The organism is Psychrobacter sp. Ps6, assembly GCF_022129235.1.
Taxonomy (GTDB): Bacteria; Pseudomonadota; Gammaproteobacteria; order Pseudomonadales; family Moraxellaceae; genus Psychrobacter.
In genome coordinates, this window is the sequence record NZ_JADQAI010000006.1 from 175,411 (window position 1) to 198,920 (window position 23,510).

Sequence of the window (23,510 nt, forward strand, 5' to 3'; positions counted from 1 at the left end):
AAGTATTCAATAAAAATATAGCATTGCTATTTATATATCATTGTTGTTTATACAATAATGTTGAATGGTCTTAATTTATAAAACTTCTAAATCGTTAAGTGAGTGTGTTATGCAAGCTGTACAAGTGAAAGTGGTTAACCCTAAGATTACTGAAGATGAAGCATTTTCTTTGCCAACTCGTGCCACCGATGGCAGTGCTGGTATCGACTTACGTGCTTGTATTGATGAGCCCTTAACGATCAAAGCAGGCGAAACTCACTTGATAGGTACAGGCCTTGCCGTTTATATTCAAGACCCTAATTATGCCGGTATGATATTGCCGCGCTCAGGACTTGGCCATAAGCATGGCATCGTCTTGGGTAACTTGGTTGGGCTGATTGATGCTGACTATCAGGGTGAGCTGATGGTCAGTATTTGGAATCGCAGTAACGAAGACTTTACTCTGAACCCTGCAGAGCGCATGGCACAGTATATCGTGGTGCCTGTTGCTCGTCCTGAGTTTGAAGTGGTTGCAGAATTCAGTGATGAAAGCGTACGCGGTGCTGGCGGATTCGGACACTCAGGTCGTCAGTAACCATTCATTGGCAAGTAAGTTTTGGACAGCGACTTAGATCGTCATTAAGCCAAATCGTAACCAAGATAGCGACTAGAATTTATCTGTTTACATTAATAGAATATTGCGCTGTCCATTTTGTATTCATAATCACCTATTTACCACGTCAATAAGGAGAATAAGCCATGCCATCTTTTGCGGCGCAGCAATCCTTATTTCGTGCTTATGATATCCGTGGTACAAACACGCATTTTACCGATGAGTTTGTACAAGCGCTCGGCAATCGTTTTGCTCAGCTCTATGGCTCTCAACGCAGCCAATTCACAAAAAATGGTAATGCCCAGGCTGCTACTGCTGTTACTTGCCCTCCCGATAACACCGTTAACGTCCAGCAGAATATAGCAGCCGAAATTATCGTCGTTATTGGCTATGACATGCGCCATGGCAGCGAATCGATTGCACGTACACTCTCTACTGTATTAGCCCAACAGGGTTTATGCATTATCCAGCTTGGTCTTGTTACCACACCCATGATGGCATTTTGGGCAAAGCAATATCAAGGTCATGGCATTATTGTAACCGCCAGTCACTCTGCCAGAGACATATTGGGTATCAAGTGGCTGGTCAATCATAAATCTCCCAGTAATGTAGAGATACAAACCCTGTATCAACAATTAATCTCTCATACTCATTACTCATCTAAAAACCAAGTCGAGCAAGCAACCTTAGACTCAGAACCAGACTCACGTCATACAAATATTAGCAGCAGTACTGAATTGTCTAGAACGTTGCCTAAAGAACTGCCTGCCAAGCAAGTAACAGACGTCTATATCGCGGCTATCGAGCAAGTCTTTTGTCAGTTGACGCAGGATAATCAAGCAGCACCTACAAACAACCAAAAAACAGCATCTAAGCTTAATCTGGTTGTGGTTATTGATTGTATGCACGGTGCCACTGGCAACATCACTCAGCGCTTATTTGACCGTTTTTGCCAGCATGTTATTGTGCTCAATGACACGCCAGATGGCAGTTTTCCTCTGGGTAATCCTGATCCAGCCGAGCCCAACCGTCTAACCGCGTTGCAGCAAGCTGTCATTTCTCACCATGCCGATATTGGTCTGGCATTTGATGGTGATGGTGATCGTTTGATGATCGTTGATAATAACGGCAAAGTGGTCATGCCTGATCACCTACTCTACTTATTGGCACGCATTGCCGTTACAGAGCGTCCTGATTCTTTGACCAGCTCCTTAGCGTCTGAGGTGCTATTTGATATTAAATGCGCGCATCATCTGCCAAAGCTACTGGCGGATCTTGGCGCGATGCCAGTGATTAGTAAGACTGGTAGCAGCTTTATGCGCCAACAGGTACAGCATCCTAATAGTCAAATTGTCTTTGCTGGCGAGCTATCAGGGCATTTTATTTTTAATGATGGCCGCTTTATCCCTTATGATGATGCCATATATGCTGCATTGCGCTTACTGCATTGGTTTGCCAAGCCTCGTAATATCTTAGATGATAAAAATGCGCTATCAGATATTCTTCAACGCTTGCCCGCCATGGTCAGTACGGCTGATCATTATTTGCCGATGCCGCAGACTGCTAGGACAGATTGCTCAATTATGGAGCAATTAACGAGGGTTTGTACCTACTTGCAGCAGCTAGCGAGCGTGACTACTCATGCTGATTTGTTTGATATTTCTGATTACCGACTAGACGCCGCTGATCTACCAGCTGCTATATGTGAGTCACCAGTCTGTACTTGCTCCACTGTCAGATCACATATAGCCGTCGAACAAGCCAAGTCTTTATTGCCAGCTGGCACTAGACTTAGCTGCATTGATGGTGTCCGCTTGGATTTTGCGCACGGATTTGGCGTATTACGTCAATCAAATACCAGTAATAGCCTGACTGCACGCTTCGCTGGTGACAGCATGGATGACCTAAAAGACATTCAAGCGACCTTTGCCGCGTTATGTCGCCCATTTAATACAGATCTGGCAACACAGATTGTCGCCATGCCTGCTGAATAACGGCATTAAACCTGTATCGATTAAATATGCTAAAAAGAACAACCCATTTAAAACCCGCCCTTTAGGAGTTAGGAATGACGCTTAATTTAGATGACGCCAAAAACACCGCCGAGGTATTAACCACCGCACTGCCCTATATTCAGCGCTTTGTTGATAAACTCATCGTGGTGAAATACGGCGGCAATGCCATGACCGATCCTGAGCTTGAAAGCTCATTTGCTCGCGATATCGTCTTACTCAAAACTGTGGGCATGCATCCAGTCGTTGTACACGGTGGCGGTCCACAAGTCGACAACCTACTCAAAGAATTAGGGCGTCAATCAGACCGTATCGATGGTATGCGTGTCACCGACAAAAGCACCATGGATGTTGTAGAGATGGTGTTGGGCGGTAGTGTCAACAAATCCATTGTCAGCTTAATCAATAAGCATGGCGGACGCGCGATCGGCCTAACCGGTAAAGATGCCAACTTGATTCAAGCAAAGAAACTGATGATGGAAAAAATCGGTGCAGATGGTATCGCTGTTCCTGTCGATTTAGGGTTCGTGGGCGACGTGGTCAGCGTCAACAAAGATGTGATTAATATGCTGATTGCCTCTGACTTTATCCCTGTTATTGCACCGCTTGGTGTGGATAGCGAAGGCAACACCTACAACATCAATGCTGACCTAGTCGCTGGTAAAGTGGCTGAGTTTTTGCAAGCAGAGAAACTGATGCTATTAACCAATATCAAAGGCGTATTGGGCCGTGACGGCGAAGTGGTCACTGGACTCACGCCAAAGAAAGTCGATGGCTTAATCGAAGACGGCACGATCTCAGGCGGTATGATTCCTAAAATTCAGTGTGCGCTTGATGCGGTACGTAGCGGCGTGAAAAGTGCGGTAATCGTTGATGGCCGTGTGCCCCACGCAACCTTATTGGAAATTTTCACTAACGAAGGCGTTGGCACCTTAATCAGCCGTGAGGTAGATAGTTAGAACAATAACACGTGACTATTATCAGCTGTTAATATACAAGAGCCCAAGCTAATGCAAAGCTTGGGCTCTTTTCTGTTTTTTTAAACTTTTTGGCTTTTAGGGTAGAAATACTTGAACGCTGGTCATGTAGAATAATAAATAGAAAGTTACCTCTCTACGAAAAAGCCGTCTCAAACTCCGCTTCATCAAAACCGCATAACAAGATTGACTGATCTTGATCTGCTAGCTGACCTTCTACAATCGGACGTTTAATCATACTGGTTTTTTCAATCAATAGCTCAATGGCATTGTCCACACTGGCGTCAGCCGCTTGCTTTTGGCTCTCCTCTAGCTTGCGCCATGTCGTTCCACGCTTATTGAGCACTTTATCAATCCCTAGCTCATTTACCCAGCGCTGTACTGTATCTTTATCAATACCTTGTTTTTTATAATCATGAAAATCATAGCTGACGCCCAGCTCGTCTAGCTTAGTAAACGCTTTTTTCATCGTGCTACAAGACTTGATACCGTAAATGGTGATGGTCATGTTGACTCCTTATTATTGCTCATAAATGCTTGTGAATATTTCTATTATACCGAAGGCTGACTGGATATAGAGAATGCATTACTTTTAATCGTCAAACCTGGTAAGCGAATGCATCATATCGTCGCAATTTTTGCCAAATTACGCTATGCTATGGCATTGTCAAATTCCACCTATTTTGAACAGTATTAAACAAATCCGTATTAAATAAATCAGTATCAACCAATTTCGAGCCGACTATGAGCAACGCCGTGACAGCAGACCAGACCGACAACCATTATTATAACCCACAAGCGATAGAAGCCGCGCAGCAAACCAAATGGGCCACTGACAAGCGCTTTGAGGTCAGCAATGAGCCAAGCGACAAACCAAGCCGTTACATGCTGTCGATGTTCCCTTACCCAAGCGGCAAGCTGCACATGGGCCACGTACGTAACTATACGATTTCTGACGTATTAAGCCGTTATTATCGCCTAAAAGGCTATGAAGTCATGCAGCCAATGGGCTGGGATGGTTTTGGCTTGCCAGCAGAAAACGCAGCGATTGCCAACCAGACCCCACCTGCTGCATGGACATTTGCCAACATCGACAACATGCGTGCGCAGCTTAAATTGCTAGGACTGTCCATTGACTGGTCACGTGAATTTGCCACTTGTAGCCCTGAATACTATCAGTGGGAGCAGTGGCTATTCTTGCAGTTGTACAAAAAAGGCTTGGTTTATAAAAAGCTTTCAACAGTTAACTGGGATCCAGTTGACAATACTGTCCTAGCAAACGAGCAAGTCATCGATGGTAAAGGCTGGCGTAGTGGAGCTGCCGTTGAAAAGCGCGATATCCCAATGTACTACTTCAACATCACTGACTATGCTGATGAGCTACTAGACGATTTGGATCAGCTAGAAGGTCACTGGCCGTCTGAAGTATTGACCATGCAGCGCAACTGGATTGGTCGTAGTGCAGGTATGGAAGTCCACTTCCCTTATGAGCTTGCTGGCGAAGAAAACACGCTAGATGTATTCACCACTCGTCCTGATACCTTGATGGGTGTGACCTATGTCGCCGTTGCCGCAGAGCATCCACTTGCACAATACGCTGCTGAAAATGATGACATGATCGCTCAGTTCTGCACATTGTGTAAAAAAGGCTCAGTGGCTGAAGCGGATCTTGCCAAAGCTGAAAAAATCGGTATGGACACAGGTCTGACTGTGACGCATCCACTGACTGGGGAAGAAGTACCTGTTTGGGTCGCCAACTACGTGTTGATGAGCTACGGCTCGGGCGCAGTTATGGCCGTTCCTGCTCACGATGAGCGCGATTATGAGTTTGCGGTTAAGTACAATCTACCGATTAAGCAAGTTATCCATACGCCTGATGGCTATTTTGACGACGCTAAAGCGGATGCTAAAGCAAACGAGACTGAGGTTAATCTTGCTTACACTGAGCGCAATACTTTGGTCAACTCAGGTGAGTTTGATGGCCTAGACTTTGAACAGGCGTTTGAAGCAATGCTTGCCAAACTTGAGCCAAAAGAGCTTGCCAAGAAAAAAATCCAATATCGCTTGCGGGATTGGGGCGTGTCGCGCCAGCGTTATTGGGGCTGCCCTATCCCAATGATCAACTGTGAGCATTGTGGTACGGTGCCTGTTGAAGAGCAAGACTTGCCAGTTGTGTTGCCGACTGATGTCGTGCCTGATGGTCGCGGTAACCCACTCAAAAACATCCCAGAGTTTGTAAATACTACTTGTCCTAAATGTGGCAACCCTGCCGAGCGTGAGACCGATACCTTTGACACTTTTGTAGAGTCAAGCTGGTACTACGCCCGCTTTGCTAGCCCGACTGATGCGCAAAACATGGTCAACAAGTCTGCTGCCAACAAATGGCTGCCGGTTGATCAATATGTGGGCGGTGTCGAGCATGCGGTAATGCATCTGTTGTATGCACGTTTCTTCCATAAGCTCATGCGTGACGAAAACTTAGTCACTGGCGACGAGCCATTTGCCAACTTAATGACGCAAGGTATGGTACTCGCTGGTACCTTCTACCGTGTCAACGCTGATGGCAGTACGACTTACTACTTTGCAGAAGATATCGATATTGACTTCAATGAACGTGGTCAACCGATCAAAGCCATCTTAAAACTAGATGGTCAGCCAGTCACGATTGGTAAAATTGAGAAAATGTCTAAGTCGAAAAACAATGGCGTTGATCCCCAGCTAACCATCGATAAATATGGTGCAGATACGGTTCGTTTATATACGCTATTTACCGCACCTGCTGACCAGACGCTTGAATGGTCAGATGATGCGTTAAAAGGTCCTTATAACTTTGTGAAAAAAGTATGGCGCATTGCCAATGATCATATGCAAGCGCTAACGGCCGCCAATATCAGCATTGATACGCTGAACGGTGCTATCTTGAACACAGAGGGCCTGAGCAAAGAAGCTAAAAACTTACGCCGTAAAACGCACGAAACCATTGCTAAGATTGATAGTGACTTGGGTGATCGTTTGGCACTCAACACCCCAGTATCAAGCCTGATGGAACTTGCGAATGAGCTGACTTCTTTTAACGCCAGTAGCGAGCAAGAGCTACACGTTAAACACGAAGCATTGACCAATCTGCTGATTATGCTGTCTGTCTATGCGCCGCACGTTGGTGAGCATTTGCTTGAGCAGCTAGGCCTTGATACTTTAACGTTGGACTACCCAGCCGTTGATGAAAGTGCGCTGGTACAGGACATGATCACGATGGTGGTACAGGTCAATGGTAAGATGCGTGGTAAGATGGATGTGGCACCAAACAGCGATCCTGAGCAGCTAAAAGCACAGGCTCGAACGATGGAAAGCGTGGCAAAGTTCATCACAGGCGAGATCAAAAAAGAAATCGTCGTACCCAACAAACTGGTCAATATTGTGGTTGCAGGCTAGTCGCCTAGGCTTAGTACTCTAAGCCTTTTTATCATATGAGGATAGCGTTTATGTCATACAAGCATCGAGCTGGACAGTCACAACCAACGCCAAGCGCACTGCACTTTGGTGCAAAACAATCTGGTGGGCGTAAGCTTGCAACCGCAATGCTCGCAGCATTACCTATGTTTGCGATATTGGGTGCAACGGCGGGTCTAAGTGGTTGCGGTTTTCAGCTACGCGGTTATGACACCCCTATGCTGCTTAATGACAGTAAGACAGCCGTCATTATCGAAGATAATCGCACCTCATTTCCTCTAAAATTGCCATTGACACGCCGCCTAACCACATTAGGTGTCGATGTCATTGACAATATGACAGTTGATGATGTGATTCGCAGCAATCAACAAGCTGATGCTAAACCGATTGCAGCGATCGATATCAGTAACGTGCGTTTTAAACGTTACGAGTTGGTGGGTGTATTGACAGAGATTCGCTTGGTACTCTCCGCCGATGTCAGCTACCAGACGATCGAAAATGGCAAGCCCGTCACGCTTACCAACCCCATTCAAGTCGAGCGTAGCTATCAGTACAATGAAGCCTCCGTCAGTACTGACGATCAGCAAGGCGACCAGATTCGTGATTGGCTCTATGACAGCTTAGCACGCCGTATCACGGATCAATATGTGGCGATTTCGCTACCGAAAGTCGCACCTGCTGCCAAACAGTCTGTACTGATGAATAAAGGCGCAACGCCAACGGTTGTTGTCGTACCTGAGAAGTAACTTTTAACAAATACTGTTATGAAGCTCTACCATTTGCAGTCATTTAAGTATGAAGAACAACGAGCGTACGCACTATATATACTTAGTTAGCTAAGCAAGTTCGACAGCGCTCGTCATATTTTTGCAAATACTATCACCTGCTTACCAACCTGTGTCCTACCACGCTATGCAAAATACCTTTATACAAGCTTATCCAAAACTCCTGCAATCTTCGGTTGCGGTAGCGGGCTTGTGGCTGGCGCATGGTGATGCGCCATTACTCAGTCAATGGCTGATTGATGCGCTGCGTCCGCATTGGCGCGCGCAAAACTACGCTATCAAGCGCATAGAGCTGATATCGGTGAAGAGTTGGCAAGAAGTGTTGTCAGAGCTTGGCAGCCAGTCTTTGTTTGATGATGCCAGTGCAGTAATCGTGACTGGCAACCATAAGCCTGATAAAGCAGTTATTGCTGAGCTTGAGCGCTTTGCGGTTGAGGCGCAAACAGGTGCGCACAGTCATAGCGTATTATGGTTAACACCCAAGCAAGACAAACGCAGTCAGAGCAGTAAATGGTTTACCCCTTTTGCTCAATACGGCACTGTCATTGATTGCAATTTATACAACGAGCAGCAGCGCCAGCAGTTGTTGCAGATACAGGCGCAAAAGTTTGGGTTAAGACTCTCGCAAGAAGCGTGGCAGCTATTGATGTCACACACTGAGCACCATCTACTCAGTGCTTATCAAACGCTATGGCGACTGTCCTATTTGTTTGCACCGCAATTAGCGGTTAGCAACAGTGATAATCATGAAGATAACGAGCACTCTAATAATTCTACGCAGCCGGTAAACAACGTGGCACTGGACATCAAAGACTTGCAAGCCGCTTTGGTCAGTGACGCTCAATTTAGTGTGTTTGACTTGTCTGATGCGATGCTCGCGGGCAATAGTACGCAGGTTGCCAAAATCATGTTTCAGCTAAAGGCGACAGATGAGCCGACCACCTTGGTGCTTTGGGCAATCAGTAAAGACATGCGGCAAATTATACAACTGATGGATGGACAAGACCCGCAAGCATTAGGCATTTGGCGTAGCAAGCAGGGTCTTTATCAACAAGCCTGCCGTCGTCAGTCAAAGTCCCAAACTGCCGAGTGGCCTGCTTTGCTCTATCGTTGTGACCAAGCCATAAAAGGCCTTATTCGCCAGCCAGCATGGGAGCTTCTATTGCAAGCAGCATTAGAGCTTGCAGGTAAGCGTTTGTTTGCGATGCGATAGACGAGCCGCTAATGATTGGGCATGCCTTTCTATTTTTCCCCCTTTCTATTACTTTTTTGTCAAAGTCATCCTACTGAAAACATTTTCTAAAACATACCTTTTTCTTATCCATTGCTAAATATATTCTTTCTAATATCCAACCATTAGCAGCCACTTATTTTCTGTCATGTTATCTGTTCTAAACAAGCCTTAACCTTTCGTAAACTAATTATCATTCCCTTTCGTACATGAAGTCTCTACTATATCTACACTTGATTTAATTGTGATTGGATTGTTGTCATGCGCAAAATAAGCAGAAAATCTGCTATTAAATGGGGTGTCATCACCTTAATTATCTTAGCATTAGGGGCTTTGGCCTATACTTTTTTAAAACCAGAAGAAACCACACCTAACTATTTAACCGCAACCGTTGAAGTCGGTGATATTGAAAACAATGTCATGGCGTCTGGTAAAGTAAAAGCGTTGAATACCGTTGATGTCGGCGCGCAGGTATCTGGTGAAGTAAAACGCCTATACGTCGAAGTCGGTGACGAAGTCAAGCAAGGCGACTTGATTGCACAGATTGATCAAGTGACCCAAAAAAACAACCTGAGCAACGAACAAGCCAGCCTTGAGCAAAGTGAAGCTGCGCTACAAAGTGCGCAAGCAGAATCGCTCAGCAAACAGGCAGCACTAAAAAGTGCCTATTCCGATCTTGCTAGCCGCCAGTCTGAGCTCAAACAAGCACAGTCTGATTTTGCGCGTTTGCAAGACTTAGTCGCTATCGATGCCATCTCCCAGCAAGAATATGACACGCAGGCGACCAGTGTCGAGACTGCAAAAGCAGCCGTTGCCAATGCACGTGCGGCTATCGACACAGCTAAAGCCGCGATTGCGACCACAGAAGCCAATATCAACAGTCAGCAAGCAGCATTACGCAAATCACGAACCAACGTCAGTACTGCTGAAGAAGATCTCAGCTATACCACGATTCGTGCACCAATATCAGGTACAGTCGTTTCTATTACGACTGAGCAAGGCACTACGGTCAATGCTAACCAAACGGCGCCCACATTAGTGACGTTAGCAGATTTATCGACCGTACGTATCAACGCGCAAATCTCAGAAGCTGATGTCATTAACGTCAGTGCTGGTATGCCTGCTTATTTCAATATTATCGGTAATCCAGACAAGCAGTATGATGCGACATTAACTGCTATCGAACCTGCCCCAGAGCAGATCAGTAGCACCAGCTCGACAGACGCTGCTATCTATTACGTCGGCTACGTAGAAGTACCAAACCCTGACCGCTTGTTCCGAATCGATATGACGGCACAGATATATATCATCGTCAACGAAGCCAAAAACACTCTATTAGTACCATCAACAGTGATACAAGAAAAGCGAGCTAAAGAAAAAGGCAAATCAACAACGGGCAAGTTTGTACGTGTATTAAAAGATGACGGAACCGTAGAAGAGCGTACTGTAGAAGTCGGTATTGATAACCGAGTAAACGCGCAAATCTTAAGTGGTTTGAAAGAAGGGGAAGAAGTAATCATCAGTGAAGAAAGCGGTAAGAAATCAGGTAGCGGCCGCGTACCTGGTGGACCTCGAATGTAACTTGTGTTTTGACTATGTTGAGTAAGAAAGGCTTGCTAAACATAGCAGCCCTTTCATAACAACACTATAACGCTTATTAGCCTTTATTAAAGACACTGCTATGACTATATCTCAATCCCCTAAACCGTCGACTGAAGATAGCTCTGAAAGTAGCACGGCTCAAAACTTAGGGTCACACACTTTTGCTAATCGCTCAAACAACTCAGCAAAAACCAATACCGCTAACCACTCTGCATCAGGCAAACCCATTATGGAACTATCTGGCATTATCAGAGAGTTCCCTGCTGGTGAGCAAACCATTCGCGTCTTGCATGATATCAATCTGACGATTTACCAAGGTGAGATGGTCGCTATCATTGGACAGTCAGGCTCTGGTAAGTCCACCTTGATGAATATCTTAGGTTGCCTAGATCAAGCCACTGCTGGTGATTATAAGATTTATGGTCAATCCGCCCGTAAGCTTGATGCCGATCAGCTAGCAGAACTGCGCCGTGAGCACTTTGGTTTTATTTTTCAGCGCTATCATTTGCTTGGTGATATCAGTGCCAAAGACAACGTCGCCGTCCCTGCCGTGTATGCGGGCATGGATACCGAGGCACGCACCAATCGTGCTGAGAAGCTACTAACTGACCTCGGCCTTGGCAATAAGGTCAACAATCGTCCCAATCAGCTCTCAGGTGGACAGCAGCAGCGTGTTTCTGTCGCTCGTGCACTGATGAATGGTGGCGATGTTATCTTAGCAGATGAGCCAACTGGTGCCCTAGACAGTAAGTCTGGCGAAGATGTCATGGCGATTTTGCATGACCTCAGCGCACAAGGTCATACCATTATCATGGTCACTCATGATCCAAAACTAGCAGCACAAGCGGAGCGTGTGATTGAGCTAAAAGATGGCCATGTCATCGCTGACTATCAAACTGAGCATTATAAGCACACAGACAAAAAACCAGAATCTATCCTTGGCGAGCATCGCAAAAGTGCCTTTGGTAGTTTTATTGATCGACTGCTTGAAGCTTTCAAAATGTCTTTGCTTGCCATGCGTGCGCATAAGATGCGTACCCTACTGACTATGCTCGGCATTATCATCGGTATCGCTGCGGTTGTATCTATCGTAGGTCTTGGACAAGGCTCTCAGCAGCAAATCCTCGCCAATATTAGCTCGCTAGGCACCAATACCATTACCGTCAATGATGGCTACCCTAGAGGCGACCCTAGACGCCGTTATAATGATGACAATTTGACACCAGAAGATGCAGAGGCGGTCGGCAATCAGCCCTATATTATCAGTGTCAGCCCTCAGGTAAATGCCAGCTCTAGTGTCCGCTATCGTAATATACAGGAGGATGCTACCGTCAATGGCGTTGGTGAAGACTATCTCACCGTCACTGGTGAGACATTAGCATTGGGCCAAGGGTTTGATGCAAAAAGCATTACATTACGTAGTCAAGATATCATCATCGATGACAACGCTAAACAGACCTTTTTCTCAGATATTGATAATCCTGTTGGCGAGGTAATATTGGTTGGTAGTGTGCCTGGACGCGTGATTGGCGTACTTGAAGAGAGCGATGGTGGCTTTGGCCCCAGTGTAACGACGCCTACTATCTATATGCCTTATACGACGGTGATGTCGCGCGTCACCGGTAGTACCAATATTGACCGCTTTGTGGCGTTGCTAGATGATAGTATCTCTTCTAGTGCCGCAGAGACGGCCATTTCTGACTTGATAGAAAGTCGCCATGGCAAAGATGACTTTGAGCTACGAAATTCAGACTCTATTCGCCAGACGATTGAGTCAACGACAGGTACAATGACCCTACTTATCTCATCAGTTGCAGTTATTTCGTTGATTGTTGGTGGTATTGGGGTCATGAACATCATGCTAGTCTCTGTCACCGAGCGCACTAATGAGATTGGTGTTCGTATGGCAGTCGGTGCGCGTCAAAGCGATATCATGCAGCAATTTCTCATTGAGGCCGTTTTAGTCTGTATCCTAGGAGGACTGATTGGTATTGGAATGGCATTTGCCATTGGTGAGCTGATTAATAGTGTGGGCGGTGATAGTTTCAAAGTCATCTACTCACCGACTTCTATTATTGCCGCGTTTGTTTGCTCGACATTGATTGGCGTAGTATTTGGATTCTTGCCTGCACGTAATGCTGCCAAACTTGACCCCGTCGAGGCGCTTTCTCGAGACTAATAATTGATTATTGACTCGCTTTAGCCAAAAATAGAGCAGTCAATATCGATATAATGGCAAAAACTTAAAGAAACTGGAATAAATTGGCAATTTTATAAGAGAATTACACTTTTTTTATCATGTGGGGTTGTAATTGTCAGAATTATATATATAATGTGCTCTCACGTTTAGGGATACAAACACTTTAAACGTTAGGGCTGTTAGCTCAGTTGGTAGAGCAGTTGACTTTTAATCAATTGGTCCCGCGTTCGAGTCGCGGACAGCCCACCATATTTGAAAAGCCCAGTTACTATGATAGTAGCTGGGCTTTTTTTCGTCTGCACTTTTAGTTCTTTATTCTATGTTTACTTATGACGTTGCCTTTTAAAAAGTCGGAAGCTGCCTTTCTTACGCCATAGCAGTTTATGGCTGATCGTGTCTTTAATCGTACGCGGGTATTTGGGTGCTTGAGCGATGAACTCATCAAACTCTGCCCTACTCATCGCCCGCTCTCGACCATGTGCCATCATTATTATTGATGGCTTTAAATCTCTTATTTTTTTTAACGATTGCTTATAGGCTTTGGGGTCATAGACAGGGAACGGCGCAACAAACTTATGGCGCAATTTAATGATGAGATCAGCCGTATATACTTGGCGACTGTGCAGATGAAGTAAAGACAGATCACGATCCGTATGTCCTGGCGTCTCTAACACTTGCCATTCATCGAACTCTGGGACAAGGTCACCGTCTGTGACAGTGATGTCTGGCTTTAGGCTTGCCGAATAATACAGATTTTTAAATGGGCGACCTTGCCGCCGCGCCACATAATACCCTAGATTGATATCGACAAAATGCATCGCTCGTCCACCAATACCGCCGTACCACTGATCTTTCTTGTCAGCAGAGACAATAAGGCAACCTGTCTCTTGTCGAAACTTACGCGCACCGCCCGCATGATCCGGATGCATGTGTGTGACCACCACAACTTTTAGGTCGGTAATGGGTCGCTTTAGCGTTGATTTGATATAATCAAGCACCATCGGCACATCGGCACGGCAGCAGCCATCTAGTAGCATTATTTTATCTGGATATACCGCAAGGTAGCTACTCTGGATATACCCCTCTAAGCGTACAATCTCACACGAACTCATTTATCATCCCTGATCATCTGATCCTAGTGTCTTTGTATTTTTAGTATAGCGATAATCAATACAAAACAAATCGTTTTCAGTGAACGCTTGTGACCACCGTTTTGTATGATTTTTTCACAAAAAAACCCAGCGCTTAGGCTGGGTCTCTTATTAAAGATGGATTTTATATATATAAATTACGCAAGATCACGTACCTTTGGTTCACGCTCCCACAGACGGGTCTTAGCATTTTCGATAAAACCAGCAACGTCATCAAGCGGCGTCACAAACGCATCTTTTTCGATAGGCAATTTGCTCAAGATGTGTTCTTCAGTCGCAGGGCAATAAGCGATCGCTTTGCAATGTGCATAAGCATCATTGAACCAATCTAGTGCTGCGCTGTCCATGGCCAGCTTTTTGGCTGGTGGATGCATGATGATACTGACCACAGCATCAAAGAGCACAGAAGGGCCACCAGCAAGACGTTCGTCCGCTTGAATGTGCGTGCCATCGTCTAACGTCACTTCTTTATTAGGCGCGACGATCTTGACGCTAGCACCAGCGTCGATAGCGGCTTGTTCAAACTTCTTGACTTCACTATGGCTTGAGCCTTCAGCAACTAAGATACCGACCAAGCGACCTTTTAGGCTCTTCGGTGAGATACCGATGGTTTGAAGCGCTTTTGACGTTCCTAGATCCTGTACAGGTGCAGCGGCATCAGCAGGCTCTGGTAATTCCATACCAAGGGCATTTGCCACACGGTTGGCCAAGTCTTCATCGATATGCGGCAGATGGCTGAGCATACGAGTACGTACATGTGCAGTGTCTACTTTACCCAGCTCAAACGCATATGCAGAGGCAATGTGTGCCTTGCCTGCATCGGTCTGGCTACGATAGAACATACGCGGCTGACTGTAATGATCAGCAAAGCTTTCTGCTCTGATACGACCTTTAACGCCATCATCCATCTGCTCTTGGAATGAGGCAAATCCGCGTTTGGCGCTTTCACGTGGGCGTGTTGGATCAAGGCTTTGTGGTTCATAGAGCACCCGCGTTTTAGGCACCTGTATTTGCATATGACCATCTTGCTGGTTGTTGGCAAACGGGCATTTTGGCGCATTGATTGGAATTTGCGCAAAGTTTGGTGAGCCCAAACGTGACAACTGCGTATCTAGATAACTAAATAGACGACCTTGAAGCAATGGATCATTACTGTAGTCGATACCAGGTACCACGTGTGATGGACAGAACGCTACTTGCTCCGTTTCGGCAAAGAAATTATCTACATTGCGATTCAAGACCATTTTACCAACGATTTTCACCGGTACTAGCTCTTCTGGAATGAGCTTGGTCGCGTCTAAATGGTCAAATGGGAAGTTATTCGCTTCTTCTTCAGTAAATAACTGAACGCCAAACTCCCACTCAGGATACATGCCATTATCAATTGACTCAAACAAGTCGCGGCGATGATAATCAGGATCTGCGCCAGAGATTTTTACGGCTTCGTCCCATGTGGTTGACTGTACGCCAAGTACGGGTTTCCAATGGAAACGTACAAAAGTGCTCTTACCGTCTTTATCAATCAAACGATAGCTGTGAATACCAAAACCTTCCATCATACGTAAGCTACGTGGCAGACCACGATCACTCATCAGCCAGATTAAGTTGTGCATGGTTTCAGGGCTCAATGAGACAAAATCCCAAAACGTATCATGGGCAGACGCCGCTTGTGGGAATCCGCGATCTGGCTCAGGCTTGACCGCATGAATCAAATCTGGAAACTTAATCGCATCTTGGATAAAGAAGATAGGCATGTTGTTACCAACGATATCCCAGTTGCCCTCTTCGGTATAGACTTTGACAGAAAAACCGCGCACATCACGTGGCGTGTCTTTTGAGCCTTTGTTACCAGCAACGGTCGAAAAACGGGTAAAGAGTGGCGTCTGCTTACCAGTCTCGGTAAGGATTTTGGCCGTTGTATACTCTTCTAATGATTCGGTCAGCTCAAAATAGCCATGTGCCGCACTACCGCGAGCATGGACGATACGCTCAGGGATACGCTCATGATCAAAGTGGTTGATTTTTTCACGTAGTACAAAATCTTCTAAGAGCGTAGGACCGCGTGCGCCTGCTTTTAGTGAGTTTTGATTGTCAGAGATAGCCACGCCTTGTTGGGTGGTCAATACTTTGGTGTCATCGCCTGCGCGTTGGTGGGTTTCGCCCCCATTGCCGCGTTCAGTATTCATGTCTTTGGCTGGGTCGGTATGATCGATATTATTATTCATAAAACATCCTAGCTAATGAGTAAAGTAGTCTCTTCTAAGACCATTAAAAATGTGCTTACACAGGTGTTGTATCCTTTGGGATAATACTGACTTCATCTGTCGATTATTTGTCTGTGCTGCTGCATGACCAATTATTAAAAAAGATAAAGGAATAAAAGGCATACGGCTTATCTTACCCAAAAACTGAGTCGCTTATAGTTGCATATATAGTGAACCTTGTTGATGTTTGGTTAAAGTTTACGTGCGCAGTCACTCAACCGCTTGACGACTTTTGAGTGAGCCCAAACGTTAACAATCCAGTCTTGTAATGTAGTTATTCTTTAAGGTATGCTTTTATGGCGTACTAGAGATCATCGATAAATAACATTGGCATGGTTTTTAGCCATATATTTATCTCTTTTTTATATAACTATAAGGCTATCAACTATGTTACCAACTTCGAATTTCTCGTCCAAAAAACCTTACCGCTCATTATTGATGGGTGCATCAATGGGTCTCATGGCATTGACTGTCAGCCAAACAGCGGCCGCTATCACGACCAAGAACGTCACTTATACAGTGGATAACCAAGCGTATGAAGGCTATTACGCCAAAGCAGATAAGCCCAATGCTCCTTTTATTTTACTCATTCATGACTGGGATGGTTTGACAGACTATGAGCGCAAACGCGCTGATATGCTAGCAAATGAAGGCTACAACGTTCTGGCAGCAGACATGTTTGGGCAAGGCATTCGTCCGACCTCTGTCGAAGAAAACAAACGCTTAACAGGCGAATTGTATGACGATCGCAACAAAATGCGCCGCATACTACAAGGTGCATTGAATGCTGGACGACTGGAGGGCAATGATGTGCGTAACGGCACGACCATGGGATATTGTTTCGGTGGTACGGTTGCATTAGAGTTGGCCCGTTCAGGCTTCCCGCAAAAAGCCTTTGTCCCCTTCCATGGCGCCTTTGATATTCCGACTGGTCAAAGTTATGACAAAACCACTGGAGAGATATTGGTATTCCATGGTTCAGCTGACCAGTCTGTCTCTCTAGAGAGCTTTGCGACTCTGGGCAAAACGCTAGAAGCGGCAAAAGTTCCTCATGAAATGGTCACTTACAGTGGCGCACCCCATGCTTTTAGCGTATTTGGCAGTGATAGATATGATGCCCGTGCCGATGAACGCTCTTGGAAACGTTATTTGGACTTCTTAGCAGATGAGTATAAATAATTTAGCAGCATAAAAAACATCAGTAACTGCATAAGAAATGCAAAAAAAAAGACACCTCAACGAATCATCAATGAGGTGTCTTTTTTTGATGTCCTAATCATTTAATACTTCTGAAAGACCAATAGCTGATTATTGGCAGGCATCGCGTACGTTTTGCTAAGCGTTAGATGATGAGTACTTGCCAAACTGACAATATCTTCTTTATGACGGATCCCGCTGTCAGAATTACCTTGCCTTAACATCGCATCAAATCGCTGGTTGCCCGCGCTAGTATAGTTACCATGCTCGTTAAATGGGCCATAGACAATCAGCTTACCATCTACAGGTAACGCATCACCAGCCAGTACAAATAATCGTTCAACTAACACCCAGCTAATGATATGTAGCGTATTGGCCGTAAATATCACATCATAAGGCTTGGCTATATTACTATTTGCTGACTGACTATTGATAGGTACAGAATCGTACGCCAAATCAAACACTAATGGCAGAGATAGATTAGGCGCAGGATAAGCATGATACCAAGCTGCTATATGACGGTGATTGCTAGTGACATCGCTGGTTTGCCACTGTATCTCAGGTAAATGCGGCGCAAAATAAACACTATGCTGACCCGTTCCAGAGCCAATCTCTAGCACGTGCGTAAAGCCTTGCAGCTCGTTTTGCAATACTTCTAGAATGGGCTGTTTATTATTCTCACACGCTTGAGAGAATGGCAACGCGTCGATATCCACTTGGCTGTTTAGATGATCGTTTTGCATTGATACGCTCCTTCGACTGCCCATTACATTTGCAGCATATTTCGCGAATCACTGGCAAAATATGCTACTAATAAATACCCGCCTCAACGCCAGCGGCTAACGTCATGGCAAGCTCTTCTACTTGGTCAACATAGCTGTCTTGCCACTCGCCTTGTAGTATCAGCGCCTCTTGAATCCATGACCAACGCAGCCCCGTTGTAATCATCTTCATCGCAAGCTTGGTACCCGTACCATCATGCCCTGCACGTATATATAGTGCAAATGGCATGCCTTGCTTCTCTTCCAACACGGGATAATAGCAGCGGTCAAAGAAGTCTTTGGTCAGCCCTGCCATATATGCCAGATTTTCAGTCGTACCTAATAGCAAGGCATCAGCAGCCAATACGTCTTCAGGCTGCGTGTCCTGCGACGACTTCAGAACGACATTGATATCTATATCAGGATGATTGGCACCAGCATACGCCGCTTGCGCCAACTTCTCAGTATTAGGCGATGGTGCATGAGCGACAATCAATAACGTTTTTGCCATGGTATTAGATGCCACGAGCAGTACGGAACGTTAAGTTCTGCATGATATCAGGATGAATACTATTGGCCACTGGACAAGTCAATGCGGTGTTATAAAAGATCGTTTGCGTTCTATCGTCAAGTTCCTTATCAAAGGTCACGATGATATGGATCTCACTCACGCGTCTTGGATCAGCGGCCATGACTTTGGTCACTTCAGCCGTGGTGCCTGCAAGGTCAATCTCCATGTCACGGGCCTTGATACCCATGATGGTCAGCATACAACTGGCCAAACTGGTCGCTAGCAAATCAGTCGGTGAAAACGCCTCGCCCTTGCCTTGATTGTCGGTTGGCGCATCGGTGATGATTTCATTATTTGATTGCAAATGAATGGCGGTGGTGCGCAAATCGCCTTGGTAAGTTACTTTTGATGTGGTCATGGGGGTTCTCTTGTGTGGGTGTCATATACTAAAACATAGTGAATAAGGCGAAAATATTGATAAAGTTATATAGTTTATCTCAATATATTTCATGAAATCACTGATACTAATGAATGATAAGCTAAACTTTCAATTCAAAAATTTAGCCATGCCCTCTAAAACTAATAGATTTTTCTATAATACTCTGCAAATGTAATATCTTTTCTTTATCCGCTGGTAAATCTAAAAAACTATTAGCCTCATCTATAGATTTGAAGTTACCTTGCTGTCTGATATGAAATAAAAATAGTTGTTTAAAATATTTTTGAATTTGAAATCCATAAGTCTTAGCTATTTCACTTTCTTGTCCAGCATGTACATTTCGGTTTCGATACTCCCTCAGGTGCTCAAGTATCTGTTTATGGTATTCATAATCCTTAAAGATGAATGCGCACCGCGTGGTTACAGAATCACAATTACTTTCATTCGGTGCTGCTAGAGCCTCTAATGCTCCCCAAACTCTCAAGATAGCAACATTTTGGTTTTTTTCATCAAAAGCACGGACAAATCTCAGCATACTATCAGATATAATACTTCTATACTTATTATCAAATTTATAAAAAGTATTAATTATATTTCTTACATTTTTAACAGTATTTTTCTCATCTCCAAAAACATGCACTTTAGCTTTAGAATAGCTAGGATCGTACCAAAATGTATCCTCGAAAATATCCCCTGATGCATTGTGTAATGTATGAAATTCTCCTAAACGAATTTTATTAATTGGCTCATACTCATCACCAATTATTTCTGAAAAACTATTACATTGTATACAGAAAAAAACTACGCAAAATGTCAAGTGCTTTCATTGCCTTATTAGTAGCAATAGTTTCAGACTTAGCTTCTATTTCTACTACCACTTTAATATAACCGTTTGACTCAGTTTCTTTACTATCTCTATTTTCATTTATTAATTTTTTTCTACCTTTAAATTTTTTAGGAAAATCATATTTATAAAATCTAAAAACAAAACCATCAAATATTATTTTTTTTGTATGTAACAATCTCATAGACAAAGAAGTCAATAAATAATAATTATTATTTCTCCTTTTCAATTCTACAACTATATTTTCTTTAAGAATAATAAGAAATTTATCTGCTTCGATTTTAGTACTTTTAGCGGCTTGCCACACTGTTTTTTGCACAAGAGTATGTTTATCCAAGTCATCAGCTATACTTGGGAAATCTATCATACTTTCTATAGCGACCATAGCATCATGAAACTCAAACCCAGAAAAGCTAACCCTGTTATTCTCCAACCTCTTTTCATCATCAATCTTTTTTAGAATAATACTAGGCTTCAAATTTTTATTTTTCTTCCATTGAACTTTCAATTTTTTACTCCAAAACAATATTTTTATTAACAGAAAAATTTTTCATATCACATATTAAGAAGCCTTTTCTTATTTTCTCACTACTGACTCACTCTCTAAAACAAATAACTGATTAATCAATATAAACTCTCGAATATCATCACTTAGATCATGACGAGGCTCTTGATGTGCCCGATTGTTACGATAAGCCATATAGACACTTGTAAACAGCGATGCTCTGCCTTTAGATTCACCTAAATCTAAGTTTTCCCAACACAAAATCGAATCGTCACCTTGGAATGCTTTTGCAAACAGCTTAACGCCACTTTCATTATTCAAGCCTGTACGCGCTTTGACGATAGACTCAAGCTTTCGGTATGCACTCATAATTGCACTATCTGGATTCTTATCAAAATCCAATGCTAGCTCAATCAGGCGTGGGTCAAGCAATGCCATAGGAATAGTAAGCGGAAACTCACTAAAAATACTGCGTTCACGATCCTTATAGAGATAAACAGCGTCATGCCATCTATTAGGACGCACTGGCTCGATACTATTGATATATTCCAAATCTTTCACAGTTAAACTTGGATTGGAGATACGTTCAAAAATCGACTTTGGAATAATGTATTCATTAATACTGTCTGTATAGTTGCGTAATAGGTTTAAGACGAATGCATATCCTTTTGGTGCCTCTCCATTGTAACCAGAAGCAAAACCACCTTTGATGATAACCTGAATATCATATTTGAGAGTTAGCAATAGCGCATGTGAATAAGTTTCTTCAACAGTGAGTATTTTCACGTCTCTTATGTCTTCACCAGCATGTATAAGCTGTATGACTGCCTCTTTACATATTTGTGTGACACCGCTGTCGCCTAGATATTGAATACCCGCAAATTTAGCTTTCACTTGTTTTTTACCTCAGTTACTTAACACCAAACTCTACCATTCTTTTCCCTAATCTTCTTTACTCACTTCTATCCTTCTTCCCACTTACTCTCTACAAGGTTATACACCTCATCATTATCATGAGGCGCAATGTTTGCCTTTAACTGAAACGACTCTCCACCCACTTCTTTCCAGCACTGTGAAAACCATTGGATAAGCTCATCGATTGCGATACTCCATAAATCAAACTCTTCATCTTGATTGGTATATCTCTCTTCAATCTCATAAGGGTAGACATGCTCTATCTCTAACAACTCTGGAGCAACAGGCGATGGATACTGTGCTTCACCATTGACATAAACGAAGTGCTCGGAGTTATTTGCGTCTATGAAAAAAGCTCTGACTGGAAACCCTTTTGTAAATTCGTTAGCAAATACTTCAAATTCTAAACTCACCACTTCCTTTGGATAGTCATACGCAATCAACTCTTTTAAAACTGGCTTTATACTAGAAGTAAGTCCGTGTAGATGTTCTCGAACTTTCGCTGAAAACTCCTGCTCGATATCCATTCTTTTACCTTTCTATAATGCTGTATTAAGCGGATTCTATTATCATTTAGAACGTAAAATATCGACTTTATATTATTTGTCTACACAAAGCTTCAAAGTCAGTCTTCATCGGTTTAAGCCATCTCTCATGACTTTTCATGTTTACTGGCAAACAGTATGAAATAACAGAAACCTAGTCCTAAAATATTAGTAGTAACGGGGTTGAATGCGCCCACCAAGTATTTTGGGCTTGATAGACCGACGAAAAGTAATAATAAGCATAGCGTTACCGCTGCTATATACACAGGAATATTCGATTTTTTTAAGAATATGATTAGGCAACCTAAAATTATTTCACCAATACCAGCTAATGGAGAGGCAATACTAGCAGGGATCCTAAGACCACTTAGCGAAACTAAATCCACTTCAACTGCACTTAACCACAGTATTTTGGGTACTAAACCATGATAAATGAACAAAAATCCTAATAGTAATCTACTAACAAACGAGACATGAGAAAGCTTATTGTTCTGCATCTAAGAAGCGTGCCTCATGGTCCGGCGATGGTAAAGTACAATAATCGTATTTACCGAAAAGACTATAGCGATTTAAAGCAATCCGGTCATACACCCAATCACGTAACGGCTTTGGAATCACTTTAAAAATGCAAACTATTTTCCATGGATAGCTCAGCTGAGTCATTATTTGAAAAAATGCCTCACTCTTTTGAAAGGACTGGTTGCCCTCTACATAGAGCATAGTCTCATAAGACTCAGATGGTAGACCAAAATGAAGAAGTATCTGTTTGCCTTCTTTTGATTGCACGCTGCACAACTTAAAAACGCGCTGTCGATCATGCTTGATAATAAAATTGCTCCACGCATTGCAGAGTTTACAAACACCATCAAATAGAATGACTTTGTCTGAAACACCAATATTAGGAGGGAGTTCGTCAGTACTCATCTTTTTACTCTACTAAATAATCACTTATTGTTGAGTAAATTTAACACTAATATGGCTAAGCAACAATCTAAATGTAGAAGTAGAGTGTGGTTTGATGAGTCTTAATAGTAGATAGCCAAGATTAGCCAAAGAACAAATACAAGAGCAAAAAGATACAATAACACGGGATATGGATAGAGGAAGTAACTAGGTAGAGACAACTAATGAGGTTGACTAGGGCAGAAACAAAATTGTAGACAAAGAAAAGCCCCTTGATACGTTAGTATCAAGGGGCTAGTCAGAATAGAGAGCTGACGATGACCTACTCTCACATGGGCGAACCACACTACCATTGGCGCAACGATGTTTCACTTCTGAGTTCGGGAAGGGATCAGGTGGGGCCATCGCGCTATTGTCGTCAGCAAAGGGGGTTAGATATGAGTCTGTTATAGTTTTACTTATTTGACTAAGTATCACATAACCTAACTGAATCAAGGTTAACGGTGATATCGAAATGTTCTTTCTTTTATTCTATAGCGTAAGCTATACAAGATAGATTAATTAGACTTATATACAAACCACTTGGGTGTTGTATGGTCAAGCCAAACGAGCAATTAGTACAGGTT

20 protein-coding genes, 1 tRNA gene and 1 rRNA gene are annotated in these 23,510 nt (G+C 43.6%); 10 read left to right on the forward strand and 12 right to left on the reverse strand.

Annotated elements, in window-relative coordinates:
* Positions 1-109: 109 nt before the first annotated feature.
* From dut to argB, 3 genes are all read left to right on the forward strand, one after another.
* The gene (dut, locus tag I3255_RS09025) at positions 110-574 is read left to right on the forward strand and encodes a dUTP diphosphatase (protein WP_238038540.1); all 465 of its coding nucleotides are present in this window, start codon (positions 110-112) and stop codon (positions 572-574) included.
* Positions 575-738: 164 nt separating this feature from the next.
* Positions 739-2,586, forward strand: coding sequence for a phosphomannomutase (locus I3255_RS09030; protein WP_238038541.1), 1,848 nt, complete (start codon positions 739-741; stop codon positions 2,584-2,586).
* A gap of 74 nt (positions 2,587-2,660) precedes the next feature.
* Positions 2,661-3,563, forward strand: a complete 903-nt coding sequence (gene argB, locus I3255_RS09035) for an acetylglutamate kinase (RefSeq protein ID WP_238038542.1) — start codon at positions 2,661-2,663, stop codon at positions 3,561-3,563.
* A 154-nt stretch (positions 3,564-3,717) separates the two neighbouring features.
* On the opposite strand, the gene I3255_RS09040 is transcribed toward argB, so the two are convergent.
* Complete coding sequence (locus I3255_RS09040; protein WP_238038543.1) at positions 3,718-4,089, reverse strand: arsenate reductase; 372 nt, start codon at positions 4,087-4,089, stop codon at positions 3,718-3,720.
* 236 nt (positions 4,090-4,325) lie between these two features.
* On the opposite strand from I3255_RS09040, the gene leuS reads away from it, so the two are divergent.
* The 6 genes from leuS (at position 4,326) to I3255_RS09070 (ending at position 13,098) form a co-directional block, all read left to right on the forward strand.
* Positions 4,326-7,013: a leucine--tRNA ligase gene (gene leuS / locus I3255_RS09045; RefSeq protein WP_238038544.1), complete on the forward strand. Its 2,688-nt coding sequence runs from the start codon at positions 4,326-4,328 to the stop codon at positions 7,011-7,013.
* Positions 7,014-7,063: 50 nt separating this feature from the next.
* Complete coding sequence (locus I3255_RS09050; protein WP_238038545.1) at positions 7,064-7,777, forward strand: hypothetical protein; 714 nt, start codon at positions 7,064-7,066, stop codon at positions 7,775-7,777.
* Positions 7,778-7,943: 166 nt separating this feature from the next.
* A complete protein-coding gene (locus tag I3255_RS09055; protein ID WP_238038546.1) occupies positions 7,944-9,029 on the forward strand; it encodes a DNA polymerase III subunit delta in 1,086 nt (361 codons plus the stop codon).
* 279 nt (positions 9,030-9,308) lie between these two features.
* Entirely contained in the window at positions 9,309-10,628 is a 1,320-nt protein-coding gene (locus tag I3255_RS09060; RefSeq protein WP_238038547.1) for an efflux RND transporter periplasmic adaptor subunit, read from the forward strand.
* Positions 10,629-10,878: 250 nt separating this feature from the next.
* On the forward strand, positions 10,879-12,828 hold the full coding sequence (locus I3255_RS09065; protein WP_238038565.1) for a MacB family efflux pump subunit: 1,950 nt from the start codon (positions 10,879-10,881) through the stop codon (positions 12,826-12,828).
* Between the two features lie 194 nt (positions 12,829-13,022).
* Positions 13,023-13,098, forward strand: a tRNA-Lys gene (locus I3255_RS09070).
* A 74-nt stretch (positions 13,099-13,172) separates the two neighbouring features.
* Here I3255_RS09070 and I3255_RS09075 read toward each other — a convergent pair.
* Positions 13,173-13,961 (reverse strand): MBL fold metallo-hydrolase, encoded by a 789-nt coding sequence (locus I3255_RS09075; RefSeq protein ID WP_238038548.1) that lies wholly within the window; start codon positions 13,959-13,961, stop codon positions 13,173-13,175.
* Between the two features lie 176 nt (positions 13,962-14,137).
* Complete coding sequence (locus tag I3255_RS09080) at positions 14,138-16,225, reverse strand: catalase (protein WP_238038549.1); 2,088 nt, start codon at positions 16,223-16,225, stop codon at positions 14,138-14,140.
* A gap of 426 nt (positions 16,226-16,651) precedes the next feature.
* On the opposite strand from I3255_RS09080, the gene I3255_RS09085 reads away from it, so the two are divergent.
* Positions 16,652-17,443, forward strand: coding sequence for a dienelactone hydrolase family protein (locus I3255_RS09085; RefSeq protein WP_238038550.1), 792 nt, complete (start codon positions 16,652-16,654; stop codon positions 17,441-17,443).
* A gap of 101 nt (positions 17,444-17,544) precedes the next feature.
* Here I3255_RS09085 and I3255_RS09090 read toward each other — a convergent pair whose 3' ends face one another.
* The 9 genes from I3255_RS09090 to rrf all read right to left on the reverse strand — a co-directional run bounded on the left by I3255_RS09090 (position 17,545) and on the right by rrf (position 23,307).
* A complete protein-coding gene (locus I3255_RS09090) occupies positions 17,545-18,204 on the reverse strand; it encodes a DUF938 domain-containing protein (protein WP_238038551.1) in 660 nt (219 codons plus the stop codon).
* 67 nt (positions 18,205-18,271) lie between these two features.
* Positions 18,272-18,733, reverse strand: coding sequence for a flavodoxin family protein (locus tag I3255_RS09095; RefSeq protein ID WP_238038552.1), 462 nt, complete (start codon positions 18,731-18,733; stop codon positions 18,272-18,274).
* 4 nt (positions 18,734-18,737) lie between these two features.
* Positions 18,738-19,151, reverse strand: coding sequence for an OsmC family protein (locus tag I3255_RS09100; protein WP_238038553.1), 414 nt, complete (start codon positions 19,149-19,151; stop codon positions 18,738-18,740).
* Positions 19,152-19,293: 142 nt separating this feature from the next.
* A complete protein-coding gene (locus I3255_RS09105) occupies positions 19,294-19,989 on the reverse strand; it encodes a hypothetical protein (RefSeq protein WP_238038554.1) in 696 nt (231 codons plus the stop codon).
* Entirely contained in the window at positions 19,952-20,524 is a 573-nt protein-coding gene (locus tag I3255_RS09110; RefSeq protein ID WP_238038555.1) for a hypothetical protein, read from the reverse strand. Before I3255_RS09110 ends, I3255_RS09105 begins: the two co-directional genes overlap by 38 nt.
* A 69-nt stretch (positions 20,525-20,593) precedes the next feature.
* Positions 20,594-21,415 carry a TIGR02391 family protein gene (locus I3255_RS14970; protein ID WP_238038556.1) on the reverse strand — a complete coding sequence of 274 codons (822 nt, stop codon included), beginning with the start codon at positions 21,413-21,415 and terminating at the stop codon, positions 20,594-20,596.
* 68 nt (positions 21,416-21,483) lie between these two features.
* On the reverse strand, positions 21,484-21,963 hold the full coding sequence (locus I3255_RS09120) for a hypothetical protein (RefSeq protein ID WP_238038557.1): 480 nt from the start codon (positions 21,961-21,963) through the stop codon (positions 21,484-21,486).
* Positions 21,964-22,464: 501 nt separating this feature from the next.
* Positions 22,465-22,905 carry a thiol-disulfide oxidoreductase DCC family protein gene (locus I3255_RS09125; protein ID WP_238038558.1) on the reverse strand — a complete coding sequence of 147 codons (441 nt, stop codon included), beginning with the start codon at positions 22,903-22,905 and terminating at the stop codon, positions 22,465-22,467.
* 288 nt (positions 22,906-23,193) lie between these two features.
* Positions 23,194-23,307 (reverse strand): 5S ribosomal RNA (rrf, locus tag I3255_RS09130).
* Positions 23,308-23,510 lie beyond the last annotated feature (203 nt).

Excerpts from the sequence above, each read along its gene's own strand:
- dut (WP_238038540.1), top strand. The coding sequence starts at position 110 with ATGCAAGCTGTACAAGTGAAAGTGGTTAACCCTAAGATTACTGAAGAT.
- I3255_RS09030 (WP_238038541.1), top strand. The coding sequence starts at position 739 with ATGCCATCTTTTGCGGCGCAGCAATCCTTATTTCGTGCTTATGATATC.
- argB (WP_238038542.1), top strand. The coding sequence starts at position 2,661 with ATGACGCTTAATTTAGATGACGCCAAAAACACCGCCGAGGTATTAACC.
- I3255_RS09040 (WP_238038543.1), bottom strand. The coding sequence starts at position 4,089 with ATGACCATCACCATTTACGGTATCAAGTCTTGTAGCACGATGAAAAAA.
- leuS (WP_238038544.1), top strand. The coding sequence starts at position 4,326 with ATGAGCAACGCCGTGACAGCAGACCAGACCGACAACCATTATTATAAC.
- I3255_RS09050 (WP_238038545.1), top strand. The coding sequence starts at position 7,064 with ATGTCATACAAGCATCGAGCTGGACAGTCACAACCAACGCCAAGCGCA.
- I3255_RS09055 (WP_238038546.1), top strand. The coding sequence starts at position 7,944 with ATGCAAAATACCTTTATACAAGCTTATCCAAAACTCCTGCAATCTTCG.
- I3255_RS09060 (WP_238038547.1), top strand. The coding sequence starts at position 9,309 with ATGCGCAAAATAAGCAGAAAATCTGCTATTAAATGGGGTGTCATCACC.
- I3255_RS09065 (WP_238038565.1), top strand. The coding sequence starts at position 10,879 with ATGGAACTATCTGGCATTATCAGAGAGTTCCCTGCTGGTGAGCAAACC.
- I3255_RS09075 (WP_238038548.1), bottom strand. The coding sequence starts at position 13,961 with ATGAGTTCGTGTGAGATTGTACGCTTAGAGGGGTATATCCAGAGTAGC.
- I3255_RS09080 (WP_238038549.1), bottom strand. The coding sequence starts at position 16,225 with ATGAATAATAATATCGATCATACCGACCCAGCCAAAGACATGAATACT.
- I3255_RS09085 (WP_238038550.1), top strand. The coding sequence starts at position 16,652 with ATGTTACCAACTTCGAATTTCTCGTCCAAAAAACCTTACCGCTCATTA.
- I3255_RS09090 (WP_238038551.1), bottom strand. The coding sequence starts at position 18,204 with ATGCAAAACGATCATCTAAACAGCCAAGTGGATATCGACGCGTTGCCA.
- I3255_RS09095 (WP_238038552.1), bottom strand. The coding sequence starts at position 18,733 with ATGGCAAAAACGTTATTGATTGTCGCTCATGCACCATCGCCTAATACT.
- I3255_RS09100 (WP_238038553.1), bottom strand. The coding sequence starts at position 19,151 with ATGACCACATCAAAAGTAACTTACCAAGGCGATTTGCGCACCACCGCC.
- I3255_RS09120 (WP_238038557.1), bottom strand. The coding sequence starts at position 21,963 with ATGGATATCGAGCAGGAGTTTTCAGCGAAAGTTCGAGAACATCTACAC.
- I3255_RS09125 (WP_238038558.1), bottom strand. The coding sequence starts at position 22,905 with ATGAGTACTGACGAACTCCCTCCTAATATTGGTGTTTCAGACAAAGTC.